This is a genomic window from Streptomyces aurantiacus JA 4570, assembly GCF_000414115.1.
Lineage (GTDB): Bacteria > Actinomycetota > Actinomycetes > Streptomycetales > Streptomycetaceae > Streptomyces > Streptomyces aurantiacus_A.
The window spans coordinates 25,543-37,337 of record NZ_AOPZ01000198.1; the positions used below are offsets into that span (position 1 = coordinate 25,543).

Sequence of the window (11,795 nt, forward strand, 5' to 3'; positions counted from 1 at the left end):
CCGGATGAGGTTCTCACGCTGTGTACCGTCGGCCGGACACCGCCCCCGCCCGCGTGCGGAGGGCGGTCAGGTCCAGGCTGTAGGCGACCCCGGGGCGGCCGTCCAGCTCGGTGTCGCCCGCGGGGACGAAGCCGGTGCGGGCGAGGACGGCCTCCGAGCCCGGGTTGTCCCGGGTCGTCGAGGCGCGCAGGGACGTCAGGCCGTACTCCGTGGCCGCGAGCAGGCACACCTTCTCGACGGCCGACGTGGCGAGCCCCTGGCGGGCGGCGCTCCGGGCGACGCGGTAGCCCAGCTCGGCCGAACCGCCCGCCACGTCCACGAGGTTGACCCGGCCGACGATCTCGCCGTCGCCGCCCACCAGTACGTGGAAGTGGCACGCGCCGGTCTCCTGCTCGGCCAGGAGCGCGGCGTGCCGTGCCGCGAACTCGGTGAAGTACGCGTCGCCGCGATCCGGGACCGACGCGGCGAAGTAGGCGCGGTTCTCCCGCTCGAAGGCGAGGAGGGCCGGGGCGTGGTCGGCGCGCAGGCGCTGGAGTTCGGGCATGGGAGAACGGTACGGCGGCGGGGGGCCCGGCGGCAGGGGCGCCAGCCCTTAGCCGCGCGGCTCGACGTGGAACCCGAACGCCACCCCGCCGACCCCCACCGCGGTGACACCGCCGTCCACCGTGAGGGTCGCGCCGTTGACGTACGACGCGGCGGGGGAGAGCAGCCAGCCGATCGCCTCGGCGACCTCTTCGGGGCGGCCGGGGCGGCCGGTGGGGGTGAGCCGGGTGGCCTGTTCGTACGCGGCCTCGATGCCCTCCGCGCCCGTGCCGAGCCCGGCGTCGTCGGCGAACTTGCCCATCCGCCAGTCCGCCATCTCCGTACGCACCCAGCCCGGGCACACGATGTTGGCGCGCAGCCCCCGCGAGCCGTAGTCCACGGCGACCGAGCGGCAGAGCTGGAGGAGGGCCGCCTTGGAGGTGGCGTACGCGGCGTTGGCGGCGCTGTTCTGCAGCGCGGCGACCGACGCCACCGCGACGACCGAGCCGCGCGCTTCGAGCAGGTGCGGCAGCGCGGCGCGCAGAAGCAGGAAGGGGCCGGTGAGGTTGGTGTTCATGACCCTGGCCCAGTCCTCGGGGGAGAGGTCGCCGACCGCGCCGGGGTGGCCGACGCCCGCGTTGAGGACGAGCCCGTCCAGGCGGCCGTACGCCCGCGTGGTGACCTCGACCAGCTCGGCGACGGCGGCCGGGTCGGCGGCGTCGGAGGGGTGGGCGAGGGCGCCGGTCTCCTCGGCGATCTTCTCCAGGGGCTCGGGGCGGCGGCCGGAGACGACGACCCGGTGTCCCGCGGCCCGCAACTGGCGGGCGGTGGCGGCGCCGATGCCCGTTCCGCCGCCGGTGACGATGACAACTCGGCTCTCCGCCATGGGTGTTCGGCCTCCGTGTTCCCGGGTGTGCCGGAGCCCGTGCCGGACCCCGGCGACCAGGGTCGCACGCGGCGCCGTCCCACCGCGTGCGACCCTCCCGTCACCCCCGCCCACCCCGGTCCGGTTGCCCATGGGGGCCGCAGCCGGAGCGGGCGGTCAGCTGTGGGCGGGGGTGCGCACACGGGGGTGGTGGTCAGTGGAGGTAGACGCTGGCTCCGAACTCGGAGACCGTCTCGTCACCGGGATTGACGAGTTCGATGACCTGACCGGAACAGCCCGGGCTCGAGAAGACGAGCGCGACCTCGTCCGTGTAGTTGGAGACGCTCAGGGGCCAGCGGTCCGAGTCGTAGCAGCCACTGGGTTCTTCGTACGCCGTGCCGTTGACGATGAGCACCCCGTCGGCCGCTACGGCGGAGCCCGGGACCGCGAAGGCGAGCATTCCCGCCGCCATCAGGGAGCCTACTGTCAGCGCGAAACGACGCATGGGCATTCCTCCTGCCTGCCGGAGCCGCCGGTCACGGCCCTCGTGGACACCGACCGTACGCGATCATGCACGTACCGTCACCGGGCGTGCGGGGGCTCAAGATCCCCTGCGCACTGCGCCGTTCACGCCGTCCGTGTGCTACGGTGCGGACAGCACGTGTGTACGCCCCCTCTGGGCGCCCGTGCTTCTCCTCCCCGTTTCGGGCCTCTCGTTTCACACGCGTCTCCTTATATCTCGCGTGTCATGTGGTTCCTCCCGTCTCGGGTTCCGTTTCAGCGACTTGCCTGCTCGCGGCGCTCGGTTCCAGTTCCTGGGCCTCGATGCCGCCGCGGTCCCGCGAGTCCGCCCGCCCGCAAGGCGTGAACTCTCCGCCTCGCCGGGCCTCCCGTTCGCCTGTCCGCGAAAGGACCCACCACCATGACCAGCCAGACCCTCCGCAGCGGTGTCCTGGACATCGCACGCCCCGGCACCGGCCGCGCCGCCCCCAACGGGCACCTCCGCGTCGCCGGCTGCCTGCCCGGGCCGGGCGACCTGCTCGTCCCGGCCGGCCTCATCCGTCAACACGGCCTGCGTACCGGCGACTTCGTCGAGGGCGTCTGCGGCGACAAGCCGGGCGTGCTCGCCGCCGTCGCCCGCGTCAACGGCCGCGCGCCCCAAGAGCAGGGCGCAAGGCCCAAGTTCGGCGACCTCACTCCGCTGCACCCGCGCGAGCGGCTGCGCCTGGAGACGGCCGGCGGCTCCGTCGCCACCCGTGTCGTCGACCTCGTCTCACCCGTCGGCAAGGGCCAGCGCGGCCTCATCGTCGCGCCGCCGCGCACCGGCAAGACCGTGCTGCTCCAGCAACTCGCCGCCGCCGTCGCCGCCAACCACCCCGAGTGCCACCTCATGGTCGTCCTGCTCGACGAACGCCCCGAGGAAGTCACCGAGATGCGCCGCTCCGTACGCGGTGAGGTCCTCGCCTCCACCTTCGACCGCCCGCCCAAGACGCACATCGCGCTCGCCGAACTCGCCGTCGAGCGCGCCAAGCGGCTCGTCGAGGAGGGCCGCGACGTCGTGATGCTCTTCGACTCGCTCACCCGGCTGTGCCGCGCCTACAACAACTCCGCGGCCTCCGGCGGCCGCACCCTCAGCGGCGGCGTCGACGCGGCCTCCGTGCAGGGACCCAAGCGCCTCTTCGGCGCCGCGCGCCTCGCCGAGGAGGGCGGCTCCCTGACCATGCTCGCGACCGTCCTCGTCGAGACCGGTTCCCGCGCCGACGACTACTACTTCGAAGAGCTCAAGTCCACCGGCAACATGGAGCTGCGCCTGGACCGCAGACTCGCCGACCGACGCGTGTTCCCGGCCGTCGACGTCACCCCCTCCGGCACACGCCGCGAGGAACTCCTCGTACCGGCCGACGAGTTGACCGCCGTACGCGGCCTGCGCCGCGCCCTGGGCCTCCGGGGCACGCGCGACACCCGCGACGCCCGCGAAGGAGGCAGCGGCCTCGAAGTGCTCCTCGACCACATCCGCCGGACGCCCAGCAACGCGGCCTTCCTGCGACAGGTACGCGAGACGGTGCCCAAGGCCACGGCGGCGTGAGCCGATCACAACTTCGAGAAGCGGGCCCTCCAGGACCAGCCCATGTCGAGCACGGTGTCCCGCAGGGGGTTCTTCAGGTCGGCGGTGTCGTACCTGTCCGTCTTCTGGATACGCCGCTTCCCGTCCGGCCCGCGCTCGATCACCCGGGACCCGGATACCCACCGGAACTGCCCTCGGCCCCAGGTGTAGATGTCGCCGTCCGAGTTGCCCAGCTGCCATTGGTAGTCCAGACAGCGGACCTGGCACTCGTCCGGCATCAGGCGCATCCGCGTCTGCAGGACCGAGTCCTCATTGACCCGGTGAAAGTACTTCCGCCAGACGGGGTCCGTGCAGTGCCAGTCCGCCACCAGGTCGGCGCCCTCGTCCGGGGTGCCGTCGCGTATGGTCCAGGGCGCTTCGGGACAATTGAGGTCGAGCAGCGCCTCGATGACCTCGTCCGGCGTACGGGGCGCGATGCCGTCGGGGGGACGTGTGACGCGTTCGAAGCGGCTGAAGAGACCCATGGGAGCAACCTATTCGGATGGGTTTTGTGTATCGGGGGTCGGGCGCACTGTGGCCACGATGTCCCGGAAGTCCTCCAGGACGTCGTCGTGCTGGGCCGCGGTGGCGGTCAGGATGAGCCGGACCACCACGCGCCGGCCCGGGTCGTGGACGTCGAGGAGGGACAGATACACCTGGGACTGCGTGAGTTCGCGGCGCACGCCGTTGACGGCGGTGGTGAGGGCGAGTGTCTGCGTCAGGCCGGGGGCTGCGGCGGAGCCGATCTCGCGGCGGCTGGTGACGTCCAGAGTCTCGGCGACCCCGGCCAGGTCCGCCACCGACTCGTCACCGATCTCGGCCAGGGGCGCCGCGTCCGGTCGATACGCGCTGTCGACGGTCACATTGGCGGTGAAACCGTCGTCCGGGTGCGCGTGGAGCGCGACGAAGGCGGCGTCCGGAACGCCCATCCGCTCCGGGGACGCCGCGTGCCAGCCCTCTGGGAGCCGTAGCTCAAGAGGCACGGGCATCGGGCTGGGCATGGTGTTCTCGCTTCCGTAGGCGTGTGGGTCTGCCGTGTGTGTGGGGTTTCCGGATAGGACCGGGCTCAGGGACGCAGACTGCGCAGCCCGTCCGTGACACCGCCCGCGATGTCCCTGACCTTCCCGGCCCCGTCACCGAGCACGCCGACCGCGTCCTTGGCGGTGTCCACCACCTTGCCCGGCTCCACCGTGAATTCCAGGCCGATGGCGCCGGGCCCGAGGCCGGCCTTGGCGCCGATCTTGTACTTTCCGTCCTCGTCTCTGTAGAGCAGCTTGCCCTCCACGCCAACCCCGTTCCAGCCCTCGGCCGTGGCGCCCACGCCGATGCCGCCGGCGTCGCCGCCCCCGGCGACCCCGTATTTCGCCCCGGCGAACAGCTTTCCTCCGGCCGCGAATCCGTCCAAGCCCGCCTTCGCCTCGCCCGATGCCTCGGCCCCGGCGAACCCGGTCCCTCGGCCGTAGGCACCGAAGTTCCCCGCCTCCGCCCGCCCTTCGGCCATCCCCCGTACCCCGGCTGACGCTTCGCCGTTGAGGCTGACACCGGTATTGGTGATGTCGATGCCTCCCGTGATCCTGGCCCCGCCATAGACATCAGCGATGCCGGAGAACGTCCGGTTGCCGTCGGTCAGCTTCCCGTCCGCGGTCAGGTGGAATCCGTCGGCCGCCAGCTTGGCCATGCCCTGCCTGCCGTACCCCGGCCCGGTGAGGGAGTAGTCGATGCCGGGCCCGGTGAGCTCGACATTGCCGTCGGCCTGCCACGATGTGCCGTCCGGCGAGGCGCCGCCCGAAGGGGCGCGGCAGGGCTTGTCCAAGTCCCCGTCGGCGTACGGGTTGAAGCCGACGGCGCCACGGCCTGCGGGGACGCTGCCTGCCGCGCGCGCCAGCGCCTGCCGCACACCCTGGTCGGCGTCGTCCACGGCCCGTACCGTGTCGGCGATCCGCTCGGTCCACTCCCGCTCCGCGCTGCGGGCCTCGGCCATCACGCGCGCGTAGTCGGGGTCGTTGTCGATGCTCCCGGCCCCGGAGCGCTTGTCGAGGCCGACGTACGTGGCCCGGCCCGAGCTGTCGACCTTGAAGTCCTGCGCCTCGGCGTCGCCGACCAGGTCGCGCAGGGACTTCTGCATCCCGGTCAGCTTGGTGTGCGCCTGCTTGAGCAGGCTTGCGAGGGCCAGCGCCTCGTGTCTGGCCGCCGCGTACTCGAACCCCGTCGCCGTGGCCGTCTTCTGGTGCGCGCGGAAGGCAACTCCCTCCCACTTGCCGTTGGCCAGCGCCCGCGGGACCTGCTTCTCGTAGTCGTCCTTGAGTTCGCCGAATCGTTCGCCCATCTTCCGCCAGGCGTCGGACACGTCCGCCAGCGGCGACAGGTCGGCGGTCATCACGTCCTGATACGTCAGTGCCACGGTCCCCCCCCGGGATGTCACATGCGGTCGAAAGCGCTGGACGGGTTCCGCAGTACGCCGATGCCCTCGACCTGGGACCCGATGCCGACGTCCGGCGAGTGCAGGGCGTTCTTCGCGCCGCGCAGGCCGTTCATCTCCTGGTGCAGTCGGCTGAGCAGCGCCGAAGTCTGGCCCTGCCACACCGTCATGGCGTCGGAGAGTCCCTTGTACGTGTCCCAGCTCGACAGGCTCCCGCTCAGTCCCGTGTCGGGCTTCCCCATGCCGCCCTGCGGCGAGCCCGGACCGGCCAGCGGCGCGTGCACCTGGCCGCCGCTCTCGGCCATACGCGCGGCGGCCTTCGTGTCCGGAAGGAGGCGGTTCTCCATGAACAGGACGGCGCGCTTCTTGTCCGTCGCCGAACTCGCCAGCGACACCTCCCCGGCACCGCCCCACGCGGGATCCGTCTGAGCCAGTTGCATGCGCTGGTCCGCGGAGTTCTCAGAACTCATGGCCACCCCCGTCGCCTGTTCGCGCCCTCGCTCGCGCACATCGCTGAGCGGGCGGGCGCCGTCCAGACGTCAGACTAACGTTCTAGCGCCAATTCCCTTGCGTAAACCAGCGAATTGGCCGGATAGATGGCCTCAGTCCTTCGGGCGTGTGATGTGCACCCGGTAGTTCCCGTCCAGGTCCGCCCCCGCGACCGTCACCCGCACCCCGGTGTCCCGGTCCCGGAAGGTTTCTCCGGGGGCGTACGGGGCGTCCGACAGTTCGGCGTGCACGTTCGGGCTGCGGGTGCAGCCGCCGCTGTCGCGGGTGGAGTCGGAGACGGTGATGGGGCCGTGGCCGGTGTCGACGTCCGCGTCCACGCGGTAGATCAGGACGCCGGGGCGGCAGACCGCCTCGTCGTTGCCGGCTCGGGTGCGTACCTCCACGGCGTAGCCGGTCTTCTTCGTGAGGGGGATGAAGGCGAGCTTCGTGCCGCCGGTGCGGGCGAGCGGGGTGAGGAGGTGTTCGGTGGTGCCGGAGGCCGAGGCGCAGTCGACCTGGGAGTCGTCGAGCCAGCCCAGCTTCCACTTGTGCCAGGCGAGCAGGTCGTTGTTGGCGCCCCAGTCCTCGCTCATGATGTCCCAGTGGCCGACCGCGCCCCCGCCGTCCTGCGTGTACAGGTCGGGCAGGCCGAAGACGTGGCCGTTCTCGTGCGGGAGCACGCGGTAGCCGGTCTGGTCGTAGCTGCCCGAGCCGTCGTCCTGGCGGCTGTAGACGAACGACGCGTTGGAGATCGGCACGCCGTCGGCGACGGGCGCCTCGTGGTTGCCCGCGAACGTCACCGACAGGACGGTGTCGAGGGCGGAGGGCCCCGCGTTCGGGGTGACGAGGATGTTCACGAGGTCGTACGCCGCGAAGTCCACGTCGGGGTCGGCGGTGGCCACGATGTCGTCGACCAGCTCGCGGTAGCCCGGGTCGAAGGGGGCGCCGCGCTCTATGCCGTACTTCTTGAAGGGCTTCGGCATCCGCAGCCAGTCCTGGACGGGCGCCTCGGGGCGGTAGTCGACCCGGCCGTAGGAGCTGGTGCGGAACCAGTCCGTGGTCTGCGGGAAGAACTCCCCGAGCCGGTCGAGGGCGCGGCCCTCGCCGGGGGCGTCGGAGAAGTCGACCATCAGGTTCAGCGCGCGGACGGTGCCGGTGGAGCGGGCGTAGCCGGGTCCGGTGGGGATGCCCTCCGACATCTGCACCCCCAGGCCGCCGCCGATCATGCACCGGCCGAGCGCGGCCGACCGGGCCTGCGCGGTGGGGCCCGCCGCCGACGGGGTCTCGTCCATGAGGCGCCCGGTGCTCGCGGAGGCGGCGGCGCCGAGCGCCAGGGCGGTGACGGAGGCGAGGGCCGCGGTGCGGCGCGACACGCGCCGGAACGGGCGGCGGGACGGGCGAAGGGACGAGGGGCGAGATATGCGCATGCGTGGGCCCTCCACTCCACGGCAGCCGCCGGACCCGACTGCACCCTGTTCGATCACCCTCTGCCGGAGGGTGCGCGGGCGCTCGCTGAGCGCGACCGATCGTGGGTCTGCGCAGGCGGGGAGGGGGGCGTGAGGGCTGGCGGCGGATCTGCCACCGGCTGGCGGCGGATCCGCCACGGGCTCGTGGCGGGCTCATGGCGGCGCTCGGCGGGCGCGTGACGCAGGTCACATGTCGAGCGGGAAATAACCGGGGATCGTTTCCCCGTTTAGACCGGTGTCCGCGCGAAACGGGGAGCCACTCCCCGGATCGCTCACCCCGGCCCCGCCGGGAAATTCGTTGGACCCGCCACCGCGGGCCCTGCGAGCCTGGGGCCTTTGACCGCTTCGAGGAGTTCACCGTGGAAACCGCCACCGTCGCGCAGCGCCGTACGTCCCGCCCGCGGGCCGACGCTCTGCGCAACCGGGAGCGGATCGTCACCGCCGCCCGCGAGATGTTCGTCGAGCAGGGCCCCGAGGTGCCGCTCGACGAGATCGCGCGCCGCGCCGGCGTCGGCAACGCCACGGTGTACCGCCACTTCGCCGACCGCGGCGAGCTGGTGCACCACGTCGTCCTGGCCGTCACCGACCGCGTCTCGGCCCTGGCCGACGAGGCGGTCGAGGCCGTCGAGGCCGACCCGGGTGCCGCCTTCGAGGCGCTGCGGGGCTTCGTCCACGCCGCGGTGGACGAACGCATCGGCGCCCTGTGTCCGATCCTCTCCGAGGCCGTCGACCCCGACCATCCCGATCTGCACGCCGGCCGGATCCGGCTCGAGGACGCCGTGGAAGGGCTGATGGCGCGGGTGCGCGCCGCCGGTCAGCTGCGGACCGACATCGCCGTCGGAGATCTGATGGTCGCCCTCTCCCAGCTGACCAGGCCGCTGCCGGGCGCAGGCTGCCTGGTGGACTTCGACCAGTTCGTCCACCGCCATCTGCAGCTGTTCCTCGACGGCCTGATGACCCCGGCACGCTCCGAACTCCCGGGGCACGCCGCGACGTTGGAGGAGCTGCGTCGCGACCACGACGAACGGCGGCCGCGGCGACCGCGGTCCAGCGAGGAGGGCCTGGGTCAAAAGTAGGACCCGTCCTCGCGACCGGGGGCCGATGCGCACGCACGCCCCTCAGGTGTCTCGTTTACCCCGTACTCACCTCTTTGTCTTCCTAGGTGGACCCACCCATGTCTCAGTCACCCGTCACTTCACTCGCTCCCGACCCAAAGCGCTGGAAAGCGCTGACCTTCATCGCGATCGCCCAGCTCATGGTGGTCCTCGACGCGACCATCGTGAACATCGCGCTGCCGTCCGCCCAGGAGGACCTCGGGATATCCGAGGGCAACAAGCAGTGGGTCATCACGGCCTACGCCCTGGCCTTCGGCGGTCTGCTCCTGTTCGGCGGCCGCATCGCCGACCTGTGGGGCCGTAAGCGCACCTTCGTGACCGGCCTCATCGGCTTCGCCGCCGCGTCCGCGCTCGGCGGTGCCGCCGCCAACGAGGCCATGATGCTCGGCGCCCGCGCGCTGCAGGGTCTGTTCGGCGCGCTGCTCGCGCCCGCCGCCCTGTCGCTGCTCGCGGTGATGTTCACCGAGGCCAAGGAGCGCGCCAAGGCGTTCGGCATCTACGGCGCGATCGCCGGTGGCGGTGGCGCCGTCGGCCTGATCCTCGGCGGCTTCCTCACCGAGTACCTGAACTGGCGCTGGACGTTCTTCGTGAACATCCCGTTCGCGGTCGTCGCCGCCGCCGGTGCGTACTTCGTGATCCGTGAGCCCTCCGAGGGCCGCAACCGCTCGCCGCTCGACATCCCCGGCGTCGTCCTGTCCACCCTCGGTCTGGTCGCGCTCGTCTACGGCTTCACCCGCGCCGAGTCCGACGGCTGGTCCGACGCCGTGACCGTGACGATGTTCGTCGCCTCCGTCGTGCTGCTCGCCGCGTTCGTCGTCACCGAGGCCAAGGTCAAGTCGCCGCTGCTCCCGCTGCGCGTCCTGACCGAGCGCAACCGCGGCGGCGTCTACCTCTCGCTCGGCCTCGCGATCATCTCGATGTTCGGCCTGTTCCTGTTCCTCACGTACTACCTGCAGATCGTCCAGGGCTACTCGCCGGTGAAGACCGGCTTCGCGTTCCTGCCGATGATCTTCGGCATGATCGTGGGTTCGACGCAGATCGGCACCCGCCTGATGACCCGCGTCGCGCCGCGCCTGCTGATGGCCCCGGGCTTCCTGCTCGCCGCGGTCGGCATGCTGCTCCTGACGCAGCTGGAGGTCGACACCTCGTACGCCGGTCTGATCCTGCCCGCGCAGCTGATGCTGGGCCTCGGCATGGGTACGGCGTTCATGCCCGCCATGTCGCTGGCCACCCACGGTGTCGAGCCGCGTGACGCCGGTGTCGCCTCCGCGATGGTCAACACCTCGCAGCAGGTCGGCGGCGCCATCGGCACGGCCCTGCTGAACACCATCGCGGCCTCCGCGACCACCGCGTACCTCACGGACCACGCGGCCTCCGCCACCACCCCGGCGGCGCAGAAGATGCTCGCGGCCCAGTCGATGGTGGAGGGCTACACGTCCGCCATCTGGTGGGCGGTCGGCATCCTGGTGGCGGCGTCGGCGATCGCCGCCGTCCTGGTCAACACCGGTGCCGACAGCGGCACTCCGGCGGCTTCGGGCGACGGTGTCGAGAACCCCGAGGACGCTGTCAAGATCCCCGTCGTGGCGCACTGACGCCACGTACGACCAGCGGGTGGACCTGCCCGATCGCTCCTAACGGAGCCAGGGCAGGTCCGCCCCCGCCTCCTTCGGCTGAAGTCCCTCGGCGACGATCCTCATGATCTCGCCGAGGGACTTCTGCTGTTCCGGGCTCAGCCGGTCGAAGAGGGCCTGGCGCACCGCGTGCACATGCCCGGGCGCGGTCTGGCGCAGCACGTCGAAGCCGGCGTCCGTGAGAATGGCGAACTGCCCGCGCTTGTCCGTCGGGCAGTCCTCGCGCCGCACCCAGCCGCTCTTCTCCAGGCGCGCGATCGCGTGCGAGAGCCGGGACCGGGTGATCTTCGAACTCTTCGCCAGCTCGGTCATCCGCAGCCGCCGCCGCGGCGCCGCGGACAACTGCACGAGCAGGCCGTAGTAGACGTGCGGCATGCCCGCGTCCCGCTGGAGCTGGCGGTCCAGGAAGTCCTCGAGCAGCGTGGAGGCGTGTATGTACGCCAGCCAGGTGCGCTGCTCCTCGTCATCGAGCCAGCGCGGCCCGGCGGCGTCCGCTGTCGCGGTGGATGGCGTGTCCATGTATTCCACTGTACGAGCCCTTCCTGTGTCCCCCGGACCGGCCGCCCCGGGGGCGCGCGAACTGCCTCAGAGCGCGGGCGGGTTGAGCTCCACACCGCGCAGCGCCGCGGTCCGCGCCGCGCGGTCGCCCACGTCACGGGCGGTGTCGGCGAACTTCACCGTGTGATCGTCGCCGTGCGCGGCGGCCCGCGCGAAGACCTCGTCGAAGGTGCTGCGCGCCGCTTCCTCGTGCGCTTCCTTGTACGTCCCCTCGTACGCCGCCGGGGTCGCGGGAGCGTAGGCCGCGGTGACCGCCGCGCTCGCCGCCCAGGCCGCGTCCAGGGAGGCGGGCCACAGCTCGCGGGGGAGCGCGGGCAGGGTGCGCAGGACGGCGTTGGGGGCGGTCGCGGCGTGCACGAGCATGATCGGCTCGCCGTGGCCGTGGGTGGCGTAGCGGTGGACGGCGGCGGTGACGAGGTCGGTGAGGAGGGCGCGGGCGGTGCCGGGGTCGGGGGCGCCGGGCGCGCGGTCCCCGTTGCCCGCGGGCCAGGCCGGGACCGAGGTGAGCTGGGCGAAGCGGTCCGGGAGGCTGCCGTCCTGCACCGGGATCCGCTCCACCGCGTCGAGCGCGGCCGCGGGGGAGGCCGGCGCGGGCAGGGCGACGGGGGTGCGGGCGGGCAGCGGGG

Annotated in this window: 12 protein-coding genes and 1 pseudogene; 3 read left to right on the top strand and 10 right to left on the bottom strand. The window is 72.1% G+C overall.

The genetic code is table 11. The annotated features are described in order from the left end of the window. Positions 1-13 precede the first annotated feature (13 nt). From STRAU_RS19765 to STRAU_RS19775, 3 genes are all read right to left on the bottom strand, one after another. A complete protein-coding gene (locus STRAU_RS19765) occupies positions 14-544 on the bottom strand; it encodes a GNAT family N-acetyltransferase (RefSeq protein WP_016642143.1) in 531 nt (176 codons plus the stop codon). Between the two features lie 48 nt (positions 545-592). Continuing rightward, on the bottom strand, positions 593-1,408 hold the full coding sequence (locus STRAU_RS19770) for an SDR family NAD(P)-dependent oxidoreductase (RefSeq protein ID WP_016642144.1): 816 nt from the start codon (positions 1,406-1,408) through the stop codon (positions 593-595). A 193-nt stretch (positions 1,409-1,601) separates the two neighbouring features. After that, positions 1,602-1,892 carry a hypothetical protein gene (locus tag STRAU_RS19775; RefSeq protein WP_037660565.1) on the bottom strand — a complete coding sequence of 97 codons (291 nt, stop codon included), beginning with the start codon at positions 1,890-1,892 and terminating at the stop codon, positions 1,602-1,604. Positions 1,893-2,309: 417 nt separating this feature from the next. On the opposite strand from STRAU_RS19775, the gene rho reads away from it, so the two are divergent. Next, the gene (rho, locus tag STRAU_RS19780) at positions 2,310-3,473 is read left to right on the top strand and encodes a transcription termination factor Rho (RefSeq protein WP_016642146.1); all 1,164 of its coding nucleotides are present in this window, start codon (positions 2,310-2,312) and stop codon (positions 3,471-3,473) included. Positions 3,474-3,478: 5 nt separating this feature from the next. Here the strand turns inward: rho and STRAU_RS19785 are convergent, their stop codons facing one another. The 5 genes from STRAU_RS19785 to STRAU_RS19805 all read right to left on the bottom strand — a co-directional run bounded on the left by STRAU_RS19785 (position 3,479) and on the right by STRAU_RS19805 (position 7,826). After that, a complete protein-coding gene (locus STRAU_RS19785; protein WP_016642147.1) occupies positions 3,479-3,976 on the bottom strand; it encodes a hypothetical protein in 498 nt (165 codons plus the stop codon). Positions 3,977-3,985: 9 nt separating this feature from the next. Further along, entirely contained in the window at positions 3,986-4,480 is a 495-nt protein-coding gene (locus STRAU_RS19790) for a hypothetical protein (RefSeq protein ID WP_259299944.1), read from the bottom strand. Between the two features lie 77 nt (positions 4,481-4,557). Further along, entirely contained in the window at positions 4,558-5,892 is a 1,335-nt protein-coding gene (locus STRAU_RS19795; RefSeq protein WP_016642149.1) for a hypothetical protein, read from the bottom strand. A gap of 17 nt (positions 5,893-5,909) precedes the next feature. Further along, the gene (locus tag STRAU_RS19800) at positions 5,910-6,380 is read right to left on the bottom strand and encodes a hypothetical protein (RefSeq protein ID WP_158692099.1); all 471 of its coding nucleotides are present in this window, start codon (positions 6,378-6,380) and stop codon (positions 5,910-5,912) included. Between the two features lie 132 nt (positions 6,381-6,512). Beyond that, entirely contained in the window at positions 6,513-7,826 is a 1,314-nt protein-coding gene (locus tag STRAU_RS19805; protein WP_052029167.1) for a M6 family metalloprotease domain-containing protein, read from the bottom strand. A gap of 398 nt (positions 7,827-8,224) precedes the next feature. Here STRAU_RS19805 and STRAU_RS19810 point away from each other — a divergent pair, with 398 nt between their 5' ends. Then, positions 8,225-8,941: a TetR/AcrR family transcriptional regulator gene (locus STRAU_RS19810; protein WP_016642152.1), complete on the top strand. Its 717-nt coding sequence runs from the start codon at positions 8,225-8,227 to the stop codon at positions 8,939-8,941. Positions 8,942-9,039: 98 nt separating this feature from the next. Continuing rightward, on the top strand, positions 9,040-10,572 hold the full coding sequence (locus STRAU_RS19815; RefSeq protein WP_016642153.1) for an MFS transporter: 1,533 nt from the start codon (positions 9,040-9,042) through the stop codon (positions 10,570-10,572). Positions 10,573-10,611: 39 nt separating this feature from the next. Here the strand turns inward: STRAU_RS19815 and STRAU_RS19820 are convergent, their stop codons facing one another. Continuing rightward, on the bottom strand, positions 10,612-11,130 hold the full coding sequence (locus tag STRAU_RS19820; protein ID WP_037660591.1) for a MarR family winged helix-turn-helix transcriptional regulator: 519 nt from the start codon (positions 11,128-11,130) through the stop codon (positions 10,612-10,614). Positions 11,131-11,196: 66 nt separating this feature from the next. Continuing rightward, positions 11,197-11,795: pseudogene (locus STRAU_RS19825) on the bottom strand (questin oxidase family protein); the annotation flags it as partial.